The 19718-nt window shown below is 39.8% G+C and carries 6 protein-coding genes; all 6 read right to left on the minus strand.

What is annotated here, in order from left to right:
- The 6 genes from V7K67_RS11765 to V7K67_RS11790 all read right to left on the minus strand — a co-directional run bounded on the left by V7K67_RS11765 (position 1) and on the right by V7K67_RS11790 (position 19684).
- Positions 1 to 4656, minus strand: coding sequence for an amino acid adenylation domain-containing protein (locus tag V7K67_RS11765; RefSeq protein ID WP_335166640.1), 4656 nt, complete (start codon positions 4654 to 4656; stop codon positions 1 to 3).
- The gene (locus tag V7K67_RS11770; RefSeq protein WP_334730514.1) at positions 4653 to 9233 is read right to left on the minus strand and encodes a type I polyketide synthase; all 4581 of its coding nucleotides are present in this window, start codon (positions 9231 to 9233) and stop codon (positions 4653 to 4655) included. The genes V7K67_RS11765 and V7K67_RS11770 overlap by 4 nt, the downstream gene beginning before the upstream one ends.
- Before the next feature lie 35 nt (positions 9234 to 9268).
- Positions 9269 to 12040: a non-ribosomal peptide synthetase gene (locus V7K67_RS11775; protein WP_335166642.1), complete on the minus strand. Its 2772-nt coding sequence runs from the start codon at positions 12038 to 12040 to the stop codon at positions 9269 to 9271.
- A 54-nt stretch (positions 12041 to 12094) separates the two neighbouring features.
- Entirely contained in the window at positions 12095 to 13351 is a 1257-nt protein-coding gene (gene ectB, locus V7K67_RS11780; RefSeq protein WP_335166644.1) for a diaminobutyrate--2-oxoglutarate transaminase, read from the minus strand.
- 187 nt (positions 13352 to 13538) lie between these two features.
- Positions 13539 to 14939 carry a condensation domain-containing protein gene (locus tag V7K67_RS11785; protein WP_335166646.1) on the minus strand — a complete coding sequence of 467 codons (1401 nt, stop codon included), beginning with the start codon at positions 14937 to 14939 and terminating at the stop codon, positions 13539 to 13541.
- Positions 14936 to 19684, minus strand: coding sequence for an amino acid adenylation domain-containing protein (locus V7K67_RS11790; protein ID WP_335166648.1), 4749 nt, complete (start codon positions 19682 to 19684; stop codon positions 14936 to 14938). Before V7K67_RS11790 ends, V7K67_RS11785 begins: the two co-directional genes overlap by 4 nt.
- Between the last annotated feature and the right edge of the window lie 34 nt (positions 19685 to 19718).

Genomic DNA, 19718 nt, shown 5'->3' on the forward strand with positions numbered 1-19718 from the left:
TTAGATATCCCCCATAGCTGCTGTAATGGCATCGAGATCGGTTTGATCCCATTGGCTTTGCTGAAAATCTGCGAAATCGGAAGGGGTAAAACCACCTGCATTGGGAGATAGGCAATGAGCAATCAGCGATCGCAGTTCCTCAATAAACCTTTGAGCAAGTACTTCAATCGTGGTTTGTCGATGCAACTGATTACTGTAAGACCAACTCATTTCCAGATGTCCCTGATAAATACCACCGTTAATTTCTAACAAGTAAGTTCGTTTACTTTGCAAACTGCGAGTGGAACCACTCGATTCCTTCGCGAAGCTAAATAAAGATGATTCTGGTAAAACTTGATCGAACTGTCCTAAATAGTTGAAAGCAACTTCAGCCTTTGATGAGGAAAATTTTTCAGCTATTTCCTGATTTTGACAAAGATAGCGGAGTAATCCATAGCCAATACCTCGATTCGGAATTGCTCGTAGCTGCTCTTTGATCGACTTCAAGACTTTTCCTTGCTCGTTGGTATTTTCTAGCTTTAGGTGTACTGGGAAAATAGTTGTGAACCAACCGATAGTCCTCGATAAGTCCACATCCTCAAAGATTTCTTCTCGCCCATGCCCTTCCAAGTCAATTAGTAGAGAATTTTCTCCCGTCCATTGGTTAAACGTTAGTATCAGTGTTGTTAACAATACATCATTAATTTGTGTTTGGTAAGCTGCTGGCACTTCTTGCAGCAGACTTTGGGTTTCTGCTACGGACAGCGATACTGATACCATAGAAGTGGTTTCTTCTATATTATTTCCATCAAGAAAATCTCTTGGTATAGACGAAACTGATTGATATTGTGTCGTCAACCAAAAGTCTCGCTCTGAAAGTAGTGCTGAAGATTGTGCATATTTTTGTAGATGGCTAGACCATTGTTTGTAAGAAGTTGTTTTGGGTGGCAACTTAATTACTTTGCCTTGACTAATTTGCTGGTAAGCTGTTTGAAAATCTTCAATTAAAATTCGCCAAGAGACACCATCAACAGCTAAGTGGTGAATAATCCACAGCAAGCGGTTGGGTTGATTGTCGCCCAAGTTGAAAAGCGCAACCTGGAATAACGGCCCTTGTGACAGATTTAAGCTGGCTTGCAATTTAGTTGCTGCTGCTTCTATTGCTGGCGATTGTCGGTCTTTTGGCAGTGCTGAAAAATCGAAGCATGTCAGTGGTATGACATCATCAGGACTAACGATCAGTGCTTGAGTACTAAATTCCTCCTGTATAAATCGTAAACGTAGGACATCATGATGTATTTGTAGAAACTTGATAATTTTCTCTAAAACTACAGGGTCAATATTCTGCTTGCTTTCTAAGAATACAGCTTGATTCCAGTGGTGTGGTTCTGGTTGCTTTTGTGTAAAAAACCAGTGCTGAATGGGTATTAGCTCTAGCGCTCCAATTAAAACTCCTTGTTCAGCTTGAATTTTCTGAGTTGTATCAATTACTGTCGCTAATTGGGTAATCGTTTGGTACTGAAACATCTGCTTAGGAGTTAGGTGCAGCCCTGTTTGCTTGGCTTTGGATATTACTTGAAGGCTAAGAATAGAATCCCCACCCAATCCAAAAAAGTTATCGTTTATACTTATATTTTCCAGACCTAATACTTCTGCCCAGATTCCAGCCAACTGCTTTTCAATAGTTGTCTGTGGTACCACTAGTTCTTTGTCTTCAGGTCTAGCTGTATCAGGTGTAGGTAGTGCCTGACGGTTAACTTTACCATTCGGTGTTAGTGGTAGTGCTGATAATATGACAAAAGCTGCTGGCACCATATAGCTTGGCAACTTCGCTTCTAAAAAACTCCTTAGTTCAGGAATTGTCAGTGTTTGCTCTATTTGAGGGACTACATAGGCGACTATCTGTTGAGAATCTACCTGTGAAAAATGAACCGCAACTACAGCTTCTTGGACTGCTGGGTATTCAAGAATAACTGCTTCAATTTCTAACAGTTCAATCCGAAAACCACGGACTTTTACTTGATAGTCAACGCGACCAATATATTCGATATCTCCATTGGGCAGATAGCGTGCCTGATCTCCAGTTTTATATAACCGTTCCCCTGGCAAGTTGGCGTAAGGATTAGGAATAAATTTATCCGCAGTCAGTTCCGCTTTGTTTAGATAACCACGGGCTAAACCTGCACCACCAATATACAACATTCCTGGTACACCTACAGGAACAGGTTGTAAATTTTGATCTAACAAATAAATCTGGGTGTTGTGAATCGGACGACCGATAGGTGGAGTGTTGCTAGTATCCTTGTGTATCCAGGCAAAGGTTGAATAAGTTGTATCTTCTGAAGGCCCATATAAATTAAATACCTTTTGTATATTATCCTGCTGATAAAGTTGTTGTACAAGTTTATTATGAAGTGGTTCACCTGCGACATTCACAATCTGCACTGACGCTGGAATCCCATCAGTTCTTAATAATTGTAAAATTACACTTGGGACAGTATTAATTAAGGTTACATCTAAGGTTGTTGGCAAAGTTGGTAACAAGAGTGCGTTCTCGATTAAAATCACTTTGCCACCACAACAGAGAGGAACAAACACCTCGAATACCGAAAGATCGAAGCAAATTGAGGTTGATGCCAAAACTCCTTGCATAGCTGACATCGCAAAGGTTTTGTTTGCCCAATCCAACATTGCAACTGTGCTTGCGTGTTGAATCATTACACCTTTTGGTCTGCCTGTTGAGCCAGAGGTATAGATGACATAAGCTAGGTTGTCAGTTGTGACAACAGATAATAAATTTTCCTGGGTTTGTTGGGCGATTGTCTGCCAATCGGTATCTAAACAAACCACTTTAGCTTTGTGTTGCGGCATTGCTTCAAGAAGCGACTCTTGAGTTAGGAACACTGGGGCTTGAGTGTCTTCTAGTATAAATGCAATGCGTTCTTGGGGATAGCTGGGGTCTAATGGTATATATGCACCACCTGCTTTCAGGATGGCTAACAGCCCGATTACCATTAAGAGTGATCGCTCTACACAAATCCCAACTAATACTTCTGGTTTTACTCCTAAAGCTTGCAAATAGTGCGCTAGCTGATTCGCTCTGGCGTTGAGTTCGCAGTAGCTCAACTGTTGGTCTGCAAACACCACTGCTATAGAATCAGGTGTGCGTTCTACTTGAGTCTCGAATAACTGATGGATGCATTGATCTTGAGGATAATTAACCTGAGTGTCATTCCACTCCACTAGCAATTGACGTTTCTCTGCTTCTGTTAGCAGTGATAATTCTGATAGTCGTAGTTTTGGATTGGCAATAATCTCTTGAAGTAAGGTCTGGAAATGTCCAGCCATCCGCTTAATAGTACTTGACTCGAATAAATCTGTATTAAACTCTAGGTTAGCAAAAAGTTTTTGTGGTGTTTCTGTGATCTCTAAGGTCAAATCAAACTTGGCGCTACCATTATCAATTGTCAAGGGACTGATAGTCAAACCAGGCAACTCGAAAACAGACATTGGTGTATTCTGAAGCACAAACATTACTTGAAATACTGGCGTGTAGCTCAAGTTTCGTTGTGGTTGCAATTCTTCTACTAGCTGCTCAAAAGGTAAATCTTGATGGGCATAGGCTCCTAATAGCTTTGTCCGCACGCGAGTTAGTAGATCCTCAAAGGTAGGATTACCTGCCAAATTAGTTCGGAGCGCAATTGTATTGGCAAAGAAACCAATTAATCCTTCTAACTCTGTGCGATCGCGGTTAGCAATGGGCGAGCCGACTACAATATCTTCACTACCCGTATAATGCCATAATAGTGTTTGAAAGGCTGCCAGCAGGGTCATAAATAAGGTACTTCCATACTGCTGGCTCAATTTATTTAAGGCTACATATAAATCATCAGATAACTCAAATGAATAGCTGGCACCCTGAAAGCTGCTAACGGCAGGTCGTGGGTAATCAGTGGGTAACTCTAATAATTTTGGTGCGCCCTCTAACTGGTTTTTCCAATAAGATATTTGTGATTGTAGTAGTTCTCCTTGTAGCCGTTTTCGCTGCCAAGCTGCAAAATCTACATACTGTATTGGTAGTTCTGAAAGCAAAGAAGGTTGCCTTTTCGAGAAGGTTTCGTAAAGTACTGCGACTTCTTGAGTCAGTACTCCCATTGACCATCCGTCAGAGATAATATGGTGCATTGTGAACACTAGAATGTGTTCTGTTTCTTTGAGACGCAGCAAAGTAGCTCGCAGTAATGGAGCTTGGCTCAAATTAAAGGGTTGCTGAATTTCTTGTATAACTAACTTTTTAACTTCAGCTTCTTGCTCAACCTCAGATAATTCCTCCAGATTGATGGTAGGTAGATTCAAGCTTAAATTAGGAATAATTACCTGAACAGGTTTTTCTTCCATCGTTGCGAAAGTAGTTCGCAAAACTTCATGGCGTCGCACTATTTCATCCAGGGTTTGCAACAATGCAGCTTGATTTAGGAAACCTGTAAGACGCAAAGCTGCCGATATGTGATTAGCAAAGTTACCAGGTTGTAATTGGTCTATAAACCAAAGTCGTTGTTGACCAAAAGACATTGGAAAAGTCTGAAGCTGGCTAACATTTTCTTGAAGTAGTTTTGCCAACAATTCACGTTTTTTTTCTGGTGAAATATCATTAATCTGCTCGTGATTACTGGTCATTGCTCAGTTCCCTTTTCTGCTAACACCTTATTAAGCAGTAACTCAACTTCTTGGTCTGAAATTTGATCGAGTTTTGCCAACACCTGTTGCTCATTACTCCGCTCGATTCTTTCAATCATGTTGATGCTATCCCTTTCTCCCGAACTTCGGATCTGTTCAACTATCAATGCTTGATCGATGATAGTGGGTGCTTCAAAAAAGCTATGCAGAGACAGGTTTACTTGAAATTCTTGACGCAATCGAGAGAGAAGTTGAGTAGCTAATAGGGAATGTCCTCCCAAATCAAAAAAGCTATCATGAATACCTATTTGATTAATTCCCAGGATCTGTTGCCAGATTCGAGCAATAGTTCCTTCAATTTTATTATTAGGTGCAACATAATCATTACCTAGATTAGGCCGAGGATGGTTTGCTTGGGAAATACTAGCTGAAGCTGAGTTATCTTCCAGAAGTTTTAATCCTTCTTCCAGAAAATTGAGATAATGATTCTCCTTAATTACATCTGGGAAATTTTTTGTTGACACAACAACGTGAGGTAAGGCACTTCCCAAAATGCGATCAAAAGCATCAGCACCTTCTTGGGGCATTATTGCTTCTTTTAATTCTTCTGCAACTATATCTTCAGCTAGGTATTTGAGATTATCTGGTAAAATAATCTCCGTTGCCATCCCTACTTCTTGCCAAGTATCCCAGTCGATTGATATTGTTAATCGTCCCGATTTAGAAAATTGATTATATGCATATACATCAAGAAATGCATTAGCCGCGCAATAATCTACCTGTCCAAATTCACCCAATATAGAACTTTGGGATGAACAAAGTACCAAGAAATCTAGATTAATATTCTGAAAAACTTGCTCTAGTAATATCGTTCCTCTGACTTTTGGTGCGAGTACCTTGCTTGCTATATCCAGGGTTTTAAGTTGGATGACACCGCCACCAGCAATACCAGCTGCGTGGATAACACCATTAATCTCACCAAATTTTTCTATTGACTGAGCAATCACAGCCTGCATTTGTTCGGAATTAGTCACATCCGCACTGATTACCAAAACTTCTGCACCAAGAGCCTCTAATACTTGCACTTTACAAATTATCTGGCTAACCCGATCTTGTTGATCATGAGTTGCCAACCATTCTTGCCAATGATCTTTTTCAGGAATACTCTTTCGTCCAACTAGAACTAATCTAGCCTGCACTTTCTTTGCTAGATGCTCTGCTAATACTAAACCAATACCGCCTAGTCCACCAGTAATTAAGTAAACCCCTCCCTCCTTTAACTTAGTTTTATCAGCTATGCTCTGTTCCAAATGCACAGGCTCGAAGGATTGAATCCAGCGATGATAACCACGGTAGGCAACTATGTCATCTGTTTGATCTGCTGTAAATTCGGCGATCAGATTGTCTAAAACTTTTTGTCCTGGTGGGGTTTTTAAAGAATTGACTACTATATCAATATTACGGCAATATATGTTTGAATATTCCTTGGGAATTACCTTACATGGCCCTAATACGGTTGCCTTGGAGGGGCATAATTTTTCCTCGCCAGTTACATCATATAAATTACTGGTGACGACCATCAGCTTCAGAGAATTGCTAATATCTTGTTTTCCTAAGGCCTGTGCTAAAAAAAGTAGACTCCAGAAACCGAGATACTGACAATCTTCAAAAAATTGATGTTGTGTTTGTTTCTCTAGCTCTTGAGAGTGTAGAGTATCGTTGGGAGTAACGCCCCAAAAATGGGCAATCCCTTGGGCAATCCAATTGTGTTCTCGTAGTGTTTGAAGCAAGGTATCATAATCATCTCTCTGTTGGGGATTAATTGTATATGTACAGTCACTAAGTTTCGCAAAATTATCTGCGACTTTGACGGTAATCACATCCTGATCTTGTTGTTTGAGTCTTTCTGCAATTTCTGATCCCACTCCATAGGTATCGACAAAAACTAACCAACATAACTTTTGTTCTACCAGCTTTTGTTTTTGGAAAAGCTCAAGCGGTGTAGATTCTTTCCAGCGAGGAATGTAGAACCAGTTAGCAATATCTGGCTTCTTATCTAAGGTTTTTTGCGACTTCATTGCCAGAAGTGCATTTCGATTTACCTCCAGCCAGTAACGCTTGCGCTCAAAAGGATAAGTAGGTAAGGGTACACGATGACGCTTTTCATCTACGTAAAAACCAGACCAATCAATGTGAACTCCTACTACCCAAAGTCTACCCAAGGTGTTGAGTAAAAATGCTACATCTGATTGTTGCTCTTGAGGATGCCGTATAGAGGGTAGCACTATCAGTTCATCTGTTTGATGTTGTTTAGCCAAACTACTCAGTGTCCCTCCCGGGCCAATCTCCAACAGTATTTGATCTGGCTGTTTGAGTAACTCTGTTACCCCTTGGCTAAAACGCACTGGCAGCCTTAAATGTCTAGCCCAATAGTTAGGGTCTGTCGCTTCTGCTACGGTAATCCAAGTTCCGCTAACATTGGACACAAAAGGAATTTTCGGGGGATTGAGTTTTATTTTTTGTAATGACCAGGTGAAAGCTTCAATGATGGGTTCCATTTGTTCTGGAAGCTGAACCGAGAGCATAGCACCACCAGGCAACTGCTGCATTAGTTTTCCGCGCGTAGCTACTATTGCCAAGGCATCTTCCAAAGAGAAAACTCCAGCCACAGTGGCAGCTACATACTCTCCGATACCGTCACCAATCATAGTCTCAGGACGCACGCCCCAGGCCATCAATAACTTGGCTAGAGCATATTCAAGCACAAACAAAGCTGGTTGAATAATTGCTGTTTGCTGCAACTTTTGTGCTGCTTCTTGAGTTTTTTCTTCGCAGGGGTAGAAAATTGTACGTAGGTCTACTTCTAAGTGAGGTATGAGCAGCTCGCAGCAGTAATCAACTTGCTCTCTAAATACGGTTTCACTCTCGTATAATTCCCGACCCATATTTACATACTGCGAACCTTGTCCAGAAAACATAAACACAATCGAGCGATTACAAGGTTCTTGATAATGGGTGAAAGCTATTTGAGGGTCTTGCAGTGCCTTGATTGCATCTTCTTGGTCTTGGCAAACTACCATTCGGCGATGGTTCAAAGTCCAGCGCCCCACTTGCAAAGTATGAGCAACATCAGCGAGATTGAAATCTGGATGCTCTTGGAGATAATTAGCCAGATTTTCTGTAGCAGTTTCCAGTGCTGTATTTGTTTTAGCTGAAAGTAATAATAACTGCCAAGACCGAGAAGGGCTAGAGGGTTTAATTATGGTCGCTTCTTCTAAAATTACATGGGCATTTGTCCCACCAAAACCAAAAGCACTAACTCCAGCACGACGAGGAGCGTCATTGCTTTTCCACTCAGATAATGTGTTGTTCACGTAAAAAGGACTGTTAGCAAAATCTATCTGGGGGTTAGGTTCTTCAAAGTTTAAGCTAGGTGGTATCTGTTTATGCTTGAGCGCTAAAACGGTTTTGATTAGACTTGCAACGCCAGCAGCTTCATCCAAATGTCCAATGTTGGTTTTCAAAGAACCGATCGCACAAAAGCCCTTTTTCTGAGTTTTGCTGCGGAAAGCTTGTGTTAAAGCCGCAATTTCAATGGGGTCGCCTAGAGCAGTTGCAGTCCCGTGAGCCTCTATATAGGTAATTGTTTCGGGTTCCACCTCAGCCATAATCTGAGCCGCTCTAATCACCTTTGCCTGACCGTCAACGCTGGGTGCAGTGTAGCTAACTTTGTTTGCTCCATCATTATTAATGGCAGAACCTTTGATGATCGCATGGATGCAGTCTCCATCTGCGATCGCTTCCTCCAAACGTTTTAAAACTACAACACCTAAACCCCTTCCTCTCGGACATCCCTTGGCCTCTACATCAAAAGCCCGGCAATGTCCATCAGGAGATGAGGTCCCATCTTGCTGATATACATAACCGACTGCTTCTGATATTGAGACTCCAGCCGCCAAAGCAACATCACACTCGCCACTAAGCAAACCTTGGCAGGCTAAATGTAAAGCAACCAATGAACTTGAGCAGGTAGTTTGAACGGCATAACTTGGCCCCTGCAAGTTTAATTTATAAGAAGCAAATGTAACGGAAGCTCCAGAGGTTCCTTTCTCTATTTGTTGTTCACCAAGAGATTCTACAATTTCATAATTTGAATAAATATTACGTAAATAACCGCCAAAACTAGTACCAACATAAACTCCGATCGGCTGATTGTAAGCTTCGGAACTATAACCAGCATTTTCAAGTGCTGTCCATGCCTGTTCCAAAAACAAACGGAGTCCGGGGTCCATAATTTCAGCTTCTCTGGGATTTATACCAAAGAATGAAGCATCAAACAAATCTATACCTTCAACTACACCCTCTGCCCTGACATAATAAGGGTTTATCAGGTCGGCAGAATCTACACCTAAATCTTTTAGCTCTTGAGCGGTGAAATAATAAATCAACTCTACTCCGTCTCGGATATTTTGCCAAAATCGCTCAATATTTTGAGATTTGGGAAAACAGCCACTCATCCCAATAATAGCTATTTCTAAGCCTGTTTTGTCACTTAAATAATCTACTGAGTTAGGCATAATTTTTATCCTTTTAATTAATCTTATATTCGTTTTTAAATAAGTTGTTGTTTCTTTCGTAAGAGGCTTTGTTTTAATCTAGCTTTACCAGCTTCTAGATTTTCATTGATTTGATGACTTTCAGAAGCAAATATTTCATCACTATGATCTTTTTGACTTAAATATTGTGATAAAGACTTGATAGTCGGATATTTAAAAAGGTCAGTTATAGCTAAATCCGCTTTCAAAAGTTCTCGCACTTTGCTATAAACCTGAAGTACATTTAGCGAATGACCACCGAGGTCAAAAAAGTTATCTTTAATGCCAACTTTCTCCACCTTAAGTACTTTTTGCCAAATATCGGCAACCGTCTGCTCGATTTCATTTCGCGGAGATACGTAAGCTGTTTCTAGTTCTGGACGAAGATTATCTGGTTTAGGCAGAGCTTTACGGTCTACTTTACCGCTTGGTGCTAGTGGTAGATTTTCCAGTACTACAAAGGCAGAAGGAATCATGTGGTCAGGTAATTTTTTCTTCAAGAAGCTACGGAGTTCGCTAATACTAGGAACTACTTCTGTCTTCGCAACCACATAGGCAACTAATTGCACGTTATCTGCTTGCCCCTGTTGAACCACAACTACATTTTCACGTACATTCGGATGCTGACTTAGAAATGTCTCAATTTCTCCCAGTTCAACCCGGAAACCACGAATCTTTACTTGATGGTCAATACGTCCAAGGAACTCGATATTCCCATCAGTCAGCCACCTTCCTAAATCTCCAGTTTTATAAATTAAATCTCTGCGATTACCAAATAAGCTGTTTATGGTATCTGTAAATGGGTTAGGAACAAAGCTTAAATTGGTTTTTTCTTCGTTTTTCCAATACCCATCACCTACAGCAATTCCCGATACACAAATTTCTCCAGGAACACCAATGGGTAATAGCTGCATTTCTTCATCCAGAATGTAGAGATTTATGTTTGCTAATGGTTTACCAATTGGAACTGTTCGCTGATTTTCTGGCAAAGGCTTGTTAACGATAAACTGGGTGATATCATCAGCAGCTTCGGTAGGACCGTAAGCATTAGCAATTCTGATATGGGGGTATATCTCAAGCCACTTATTTACCCATTTAACCGATACAGATTCACCCGATAATATCATCCATTTTAAATCTGGTAATACCCGTTCATGGTTTGGTAATTGGGAAGTATATTCAAGTAACCCACTAAATAATGTTGGTACTAATTCAATAACCGTAATTTTCTCTGATTTAAGTACTTTAAATAATTGTTCGGGAATCGCAACAGTTTCGATATCTATAATTATAGTCTTTCCGCCAATTAAAAGTGGTGCCAAAAATTGCCATACAGAAATATCTGTTGAAGAAGGAGCGCTTTGGAGAAAACAAAATTCCGACCTTAACTCCAACTCATCAAATTGAGCATAAATATGATTTATTGCACCATCATGTCTAACAATTGCCCCTTTAGATAATCCTGTAGAGCCTGAAGTATAAAGCATATAAGCTGGGGTGACAGCATCATTCAGATGTTCTATATTGTCATGAGGTAGCTGGTCAAAATCACACTTGCTATATATTTTAAGCTCTGGTTTATTAGCCAATAGTGTAGTCTTATTCAAGACATCATCTAAACAAATAATAGATGATAATTGCGAATCATCTTCTAGCAAGTCTGATAAGGAATTTAATAGCGAATAATCTGTGAGGATAAATTTAACTTCGCTATTAGATAGCATATATTTAATTCGATTTTGTGGATAAGTACTATCAATCGGTATATATGCCCCACCTGCCTTATAGACAGCAAGAATAGCAACCAGAAAATTGATATCGCGGTCTTTAAAAATGCCTACAAACTCTCCTTGAGAAACTCCTATTTTCCGCAGTAATCTAGCTATCTGATTAGCTTTTATATTTATTTCTCGATATGTTAATTCAGTTGATTTGTGAACCACAGCTATCTTATTTGGGGTTCGAGATGCCTGATATTCAAATAATTTATTTATTGTCTGATCAACTGGGTATTCTTTAGTATTGTTGTTATATTGTTTTAATAACTGATGTCTGTCAGATTCTTTCAAAAAAAGAATATCTGAGATTCTATTATTAAAATTATTGATAATACTTTCAAGACCATTAGTATAATACCTAATCATCATTTTTATATTTTCATCTTTAAACAGATGTTCTTTATACTCAATATTGGCAATAATACCTTCACCATTAACTGAAAAAGAAATTGTTATGTCATTATTAAGTTGATTTAAATCTTCTTTGCTATGAATATTTTCTAATAAAACTACTATGTCAAAAATTGGACAACGATTAGGGGCTGTTGGTAGCTCTAACAACTTAATTAACTCATTAAAATTATAGTTCTGATTGTTGAAAGCACCGATAATTGCATCTTTGACTTCAAAAGTAAAATCTTTGAATGAAAGTTGACGTGTTACCTGAGTCCGCAAGGGAATGACTTTGCTATTTACGCAACCTGTACCACTTTCTTTATATATAGGTATTCCAATAATAACATCATTATTTCGAGTATATTTTTGTAGCAATATATTCAATGCAGACACTAGTATCAAGTACGTTGAAAAATAAGAACCTTTAGCTAGCTTAATGATTGCTTTAGATAAGTTATTTGATAAGTCAAAGCTAAGAGATTTGTTTCTATCACTAGGAAATGAAGGTCTTATATAGTCCAGCATGAGATTTGTTTCTGGTAGTTCTCCTGATAACTTATTTATCCAATAAATTTTTTGAGACAATAAGTCATTTGAGTGTGATTTTGTACTCATATTGTTTTCCTGATAACAAACTATTTGCTGAGTTATGAATATTAGTATGCCAATTTAATTTGACATGCAGTCATTAAAAGCCTCTTTGATAATTGAACAACCTTTTTCTAAGGTAGACATATCAATTACCAAAGGTGGCAAAATTTTAATTACAGTATCATTTCTACCTGCGCTTTCAACTATTAATCCTAGCTCAAAACAACGCGATGTTATACTTTTAGCAAAACTATTGCCGCCAAAATTTTTTAAATCAATACCCCAAATCATACCAATTCCACGTATTGCTATCTTTTCACTAATTGGTGATATTTGTTGAGTGAGAAAATTTTTCAAAAAAAGTTCTTTGGCTTTGACATCCTGTTCCAGATTGCTACTTTCTCTATACTCTAGAGCCGCTGTTGCTCCTATAAATGCCAATTGATTACCCCGAAAAGTACCATTATGCTCACCCGGTTCCCATATATCCAATTCTGGTTTAATCAATAATAGTGACATTGGAAACCCGTACCCACTAATAGATTTAGAAAGTACTACCATATCGGGAACAATATCTGCTCTTTCAAAGGAAAAGAAAGAGCCTGTTCGACCACAGCCGACCTGAATATCATCGCAGATTAATAAAATATCATTCTCATCACATAACCTTCTTAGTCTTTGCATCCACTCAATGGGAGCTACAACAACTCCACCTTCAGCTTGCACTGTTTCAAAGATTATTGCTGCTGGTTTTTCAATTCCGGAGTTGACATCATTTAAAACAGAATTTATATATTCTATTGTGTCAAAACTCTCCATAAATCCATAGGGATAAGGCATAAAATTTACATTACTTGATGTACCAATTGTGCCTGCTCTAATTCCGATGTTGCCACTAATCGATAGACTCCCTAAAGTCATTCCATGATATGCTCCCATGAAGGAGAATATACCTGTTCTTCCTTTGACTTTTCTCGCTAGTTTTAAAGCAGCTTCAACTGCATTTGTTCCTGTTGGTCCACAAAACTGAATGCGATAATCTAGTTTTGTTGAACTTAGTATTACCTCATCAAACTTGGCTAAAAATTTCTCCTTAGCCGCAGTATACATATCCAAACCATGTGTTATTCCATCGGCATCTAAGTATGAGATCACTTTTTCTTTGATATAGTCGTGATTATGTCCATAATTTAAAGCACCTGCTCCTGCTAAAAAATCAATATATTCTTTACCTGATTCAGAATAAATTATAGAACCTTTAGCTCGATGAAAAATTGCGGTAAAATTGCGGCAATAGCTTCTGACATTTGATTCACGCTTTTCAAATATATTCATGAGTTTTCTATTTAAATTGCAAAATACATTAATTAATCTGGTATTGCTGAATTCGGGGTTTTCCTTCAAAAAACTCTTCGGGTCATACAAGCGATCGCTAAAAGCTAAAAACCCCTTCTTCTTCTCTAATTACAAATAAATCAAGATCAAAATATTGGAAATGAAATTTGGTGTTCTTTTTGATCTTTTAATTGGTAGAAACAAAATCAAAATCCAATGACATTTCTGTTTCTAACATTGATAATTTAATATGGGGCTTTTGCTCTGTAAGCAACAATAATTCCTGAAGACGTACTTGAGGATTCATCACCATGCCTTCGAGCAATATTTTTAAATGCGCCAATATGTTAATGATTGTTGCAGCATCAAAGCGGCGAAAATCATAATTAATTCCAATTGTCAGTTCTGAACCAGGATACCCAACTATCGTTAGAGGATAGTTAGTTTTGTAATATTCAGTTTTCTCAGAGATGTTTAGACTCCCCCATTCTTCCAGAAATTTACCTGTTTTTTGGTTCTCGAACACCACTATGCTCTCAAACAAGGTTACATTACCCCGAACTTCGCTGCACTTTTGAATATCTACCAATGGATAACATTCATACTCACGAATATCTATTAACTGATTTTGTAATTGCTGAAGCCAAGGTAATAAATACTCATTCATATTTACCTTGATCTTTACTGGTAAGGTATTAACCATTTCCCCTACCATTGACTCCGAACCTTCTAAATCTACTGGACGACCAGAAGTAGTACAGCCATAGACTACATCATTTTTGCCACTGTAGTGATACAGAAGTATAGCCCAAGCTCCCTGAACTAGGGTACTCATAGTGAGGTGATGCTGTCTTGCTAATAAATATAGATTCTTTGTCGTTGCTTCCGATAGACTGATTTTTATATCCTCGTACCGTTGTTCTAAGTTGGACAAGTTGTTTGACTCTAAATTCCTTAGGCGAGTAGCCTCTTTGACTCCACTAAGATGCTGTCGCCAGAACTCCTCTGCTTTTGATGAATCCTGCTGTTTTAGCCATTTGATATAATCTTTAAAGGAACTGCCATCTGATAAGGATGCATCTTCACCCCGACAATAAGCTTCATAAATTTCAATCACATCATTTAATACCAATGGATATGACCAACCATCGAGAACGATCAGGTTGCTACTCCAAACAAGATAGTAAGCGTGTTCTTGAATCTGGATGATAGCCACACGCATTAGAGGTGCTTGAGAAAAATCAAAACGCCGCAGGCGATCGCTATTGAGAAAAGACTGTAAACGCTCTTGCTGTTCTAATGGATTGATTTCCTGCCAGTCTTGGTATTCTACAGGTACTTCTACTTGCCGATGCACAACTTGTAGTGGTTGATCCAATTCTTCCCAATAGAAGCTAGTACGCAACATTGTGTGTCGGGTTGCTACTTGCTGCCAAGCATATTCAAAAGCCGCAAGATTCAGATTGCCACTAAAGGTGTAGACAGACTGTGCATGGTATAGCTCCATTTCCGGAGCGTGCAAACTGTGAAAAAGCATACCATGCTGTATCGGAGATAGTGGATATATATCTTGGATATCTTCTTTCATATTGTTTTATTTTTACTCCCTCGGTTGATTTTCTCTAAAAACCGATCAAGGTCTTGTTGAATCAAGTCTGCTTCTGGAAAATCAGAAGGTGTATATCCTCTGTCTTCAGGGGATTGACAATGAGTCACGAGTACTTGCAATGCTTCTAAAAACTCTTGCGCTAATCGTTTGATAGTACTTTGTCGATGTATTTTTTCACTGTACGCCCAATTCACTCTCAACTGGTTATCAATTACCAAAGCATCGATATTTAGCATATAAGCCTCGCAATTCCCCGAACTGCGCGTTTGTCCTTGGGAGTTATGAGAGATTTTAAATATTGATGAGTCGGAAAATGTTTGATCGAACTGACCTAAGTAATTGAAGACGACCTCAGCTTGGGGAAGCGATCGCAGTGACTCTACTCTCGTAGTATCATGGCTCAGGTAACGTAGTACACCATAGCCCATTCCCTTATTGGGAATGCCCCGCAGCTGCTCTTTTACCACTTTCAAGGCCTCTACGGGATCAGATGTTTTTCCTAAATCTAACAGTACAGGAAAAATAGAGGTTAACCAACCCAATGTGCGTGAAAAATCGACATCATCGAAAATTTCTTCCCGCCCATGACCTTCGAGAGCCAACAACAGAGAATTATTCCCAGTCCATTGAGAAAAAGCTTGTACTAGTGCCGTGAGCAAGATATCGTTAATTTGAGTATTGTAAGCTTTTGGTACTTCTTTTAGCAAGACTTGAGTCTGTTCCACAGTCAGAAAAATTGAGATGTTCTGAACTTGCTCCACAGTATTGTTGCCGTCAGAAAAATCGACTGGTAAAGGAACAATCTCCTGCCAAGACGGACTCAGCCAATAGTCCCATTCTTGCTGGAGGATAGCTGATTGTGCATATTCCTGTAAGCATTGCGACCAATATTTAAACGAAGTTGTCTTTGCTGGCAGTTGCGCTTTCTTGCCTTGACTTAACTGTTGGTATACTGTCTCCAAATCCTCCAGTAAAATCCGCCAAGAAACGCCATCTACGGCTAAATGGTGAATGACTATCAGCAAACTGCTTGGTTGTTGCCCTAAGTCGAACAGAGCAACTCGTATCAATGGGCCTGTTGAGAGATTAAGACTGGCTTGTAATTTGGTAGCAGCTGTTTCGATGGCTAGTTCTTGTTCGCTTGCTGATAGGGCAGAGAAATCCAAGTGTATCCAGGGTAATTCTGCATCAGGGCTGGCTATCACCTGCTGCCAGCTAGACTCTGTTTGTTCAAAGCGTAAGCGGAGAGCATCATGGTGTAACAGCAATTGCTGTACGGATTTTTCTAATACAGCTAGGTCAAGAACTTGTTTAACTTCTAGTAATACTGCTTGATTCCAGTGGTGGGGATCGAGTAGATTCTGTTCAAAAAACCAGTATTGTATTGGTGTCAGAGAAGCTAAACCTGTAATCAGTCCTTGTTCAGCTTGTTTTACCTTTTTCGTAACTGCCACACTTGCCAAACCAGCAACTGTTTGATGTTGAAATAACTGTTTAACTGCCAGTTGTAGACCAGCCTGGTTGGCTCTGGTGATAACTACAATGGCAAGGATGGAATCACCACTTAACTCAAAAAAGTTATCGAAAATACCCACTTTATCCACACCAAGCACTTCTGCCCAAATTTCAGCCAGCTTGGCTTCTAGGAAATTACGAGGTGCTACTAGCTCTTTGTCTAACTGAGTCCTTGCTGTATCAGGTGCAGGTAGTGCTTTACGATCAATCTTACCATTAGGTGTTAATGGTAACGCTTCTAGGCTGACAAAAACAGATGGTACCATGTAGTGTGGCAACTTTGACTCTAAAAAGCTACGTAGTTCAGGAATTGTCAGTGTTTGTTCTTTTTGAGGAACTACATAGGCGACTAAACGTTTAGAATTTACCGATTCTTCGCTGACTAAAACTACAGTTTCTTTTACTGCTGGGTATTGGTTGATGGCTACTTCAATTTCTCCGAGTTCAATGCGAAAACCACGTATTTTTACTTGGTGATCGATACGTCCAAGGTACTCGATGTTACCATCTGCTAAATAACGAGCCAGATCCCCGCTCTTGTACAGACGTGCGCCCGACTTGCTGCTGAAAGGATCAGAAACAAACTTAGCTAAAGTCAGATCGAGGTTATTGATATAGCCTCGTCCGACTCCTTCACCACCAACATATAGTTCGCCTACCATACCCACCGGCAAAGGCTTGAGGTTTTCATCTAACACGTATACTTTGGCATTATGAATCGGCTTCCCAATCGGTACTAATTTTTCTAGCCATTGTTCTGGTTGAGCGACCAGATAAGCGGCACAGATGTCTGTACACTCGGTAGGGCCATAGGTGTTGACAATTTGTGTTTTGCAGGGAATAGAGTCGAGCCATACCTTTAGCCTAGAGATTGAAATCGGTTCACCACCTAAAAATACATACTTCAACGTCTTCTTCATGCATAAGCTTTTATCACCTTGATCGATCAATGGATAAAAGGCGCTCGGAGTGCAGTTGAGCCATGTCACTTGTTTGTTACAAACGGACTCAACAATTTGTGCAGCGTCATAGCATCCAGATGATAAAAGGTGCAACTCACCTCCGACGAGCAGAGGGGCGTAAATATTCTTCTGCGTCAAATCAAAACTCAAAGAAGATATGAGTAAAACACAGTCATTGCAGGTAAAATCGAATTCCGTCACAAACCAATTCATCAGGTTTGCAAAGCTTCGTTGATAGACTCCTGCACCCTTGGGTTTACCTGTTGACCCAGAGGTGTAGATCACATACATTAAATTGTCTGGTGTGACATCACTGACAGGATTTTCTTGGCTGTGTTGGGCAATGGCTTCGCAATCTGCGTCAAAACAAATCACATCCCCTTTGTACTCCGATAACCGCTCTGCTAGCTGTTTATGAGTCAACAAGACGAATATATCGGCATTCTCTAGCATGAAGGCCAAACGTTCCGGTGGGTACATCGGATCTAGCGGTACATACGCACCACCTGCTTTGAGGATGGCTAATAGTCCGATGATCATCTCTAGAGAGGACTCTACACAAATCCCCACCAGCACCTCTGGTTTTACTCCTAAAGCTTGCAAATAATGGGCTAGTTGATTTGCTCTGGCGTTGAGTTCCCAATAGGTTAGCTGTTCATCTTCAAATACTACAGCTACTGCATCAGGTGTGCGTTCTACTTGAGCATCGAACAAGTGATGGATGCATAGCTGTTGAGGATACTCAACTTCTGTATTATTCCACTCCCGCAGTAATTGATGCCGCTCAGATTCACTCAACAGTGGTAACTCTGACAAACGCTGCTGCGGATTAGCAACAATTCCTTCAAGCAACGTTTGCAAATGACCCGCCATTCGATGTATCGTATTTTCTTCAAATAAATCAGTATTGTATTCTAAACTTCCAACTAGCCCCTCCTCTGTTTCTGTCATTTGTAGGGTTAAATCAAACTTGGCACTATCACTATTGCTTTCTAAGGGAGTTAAAGTCAAACCAGGCAACTCTAACGCAGACATCAGTGCATTCTGAAGCACAAACATCACTTGAAATAATGGTGTATAGCTTAAGTCTCGCTGTGGTTGCAGTTCCTCAACTAACAACTCAAAAGGCAAATCCTGATGTGCATAAGCTCCTAACGCTACTTCCCGCACCCTTTTTAGTAGCTCTTCAAAGCTGGGATTTCCTGCCAGGTTAGTTCTCAATACCAAGGTGTTGACAAAAAATCCAATTAACCCTTCTATCTCTGTTCGGTTGCGGTTAGCGATCGGTGAACCGATCACAATATCTTCCTGATCCGTATAACGCCACAGCAGTGTTTGGAAACCTGCTAACAGAGTCATAAATAAAGTACTTCCCTGTTGCTGACTTAATTTATTTAGGGATGCGGATAATTTTAAAGATAACTTAAATAAGTAGGTTGCACCCCGGAAACTCTGAATTGCTGGCCTTGGGTGGTCTGTAGGTAATTCTAATACTTTTGGTGCATTTTCTAAGTGCTTAAGCCAATAAGATATCTGAGTTTCGAGTACTTCTCCTTGCAGCCATTGTCTTTGCCAAACTGCGAAGTCTACATACTGTATTGGCAGTGCAGGTAACGGTGAGGGTTGTCCATCACAGAATGCTTGATAAAGTGTTGCCAATTCGCGCACCATAACACCTATCGACCAACCGTCAGAGACAATGTGGTGCATTGTCAGTAATAATATATGTTCTTGTTTACTAAGTCTCAACAGCTTTGCTCTCAGTAACAAGTCGCTGTTGATAGCAAAAGGTTTTTGTGCTTCTTGAGAAGCCTGTTGTCTGACTTCAGCTTCTTGTTGATTTAAAGGTAGCTCGCTAATATCAAATATTGGTAATATTAAGGGCATCGTTTCAGAAATGACGGATATTGCTTGCCCTTCTATTGTTTGGAAATTGGTTCGCAACGCTTCATGGCGACTGATAATTTCGTTGAAACTTTGTTGCAATGCTCCTAGATTCAATTGTCCCTGTAAACGAACAGCAGCAGGGATGTTGTAGAAAGGACTGTTTGGCTCTAACTGGGCCAAAAACCATAAGCGTTGTTGAGCAAAGGATAGGGGAGCCGGACTTATTTGGGAACGTCTTGGAATAACTTCTAATTGAAAGTCAGAGTGAATTTCACCTTGTAACCGCTTTTTGAGAAACTCTTGCTGTACGAGTGAAAGCTTTGACCGTCGTTTTGAAATTTCATCTTTTCTTTTGTCCATAATCTCCCCTATCAAACTACAAAAACCAGCAATA

The organism is Nostoc sp. (assembly GCF_036917155.1).
Classification (GTDB): Bacteria; Cyanobacteriota; Cyanobacteriia; order Cyanobacteriales; family Nostocaceae; genus Nostoc.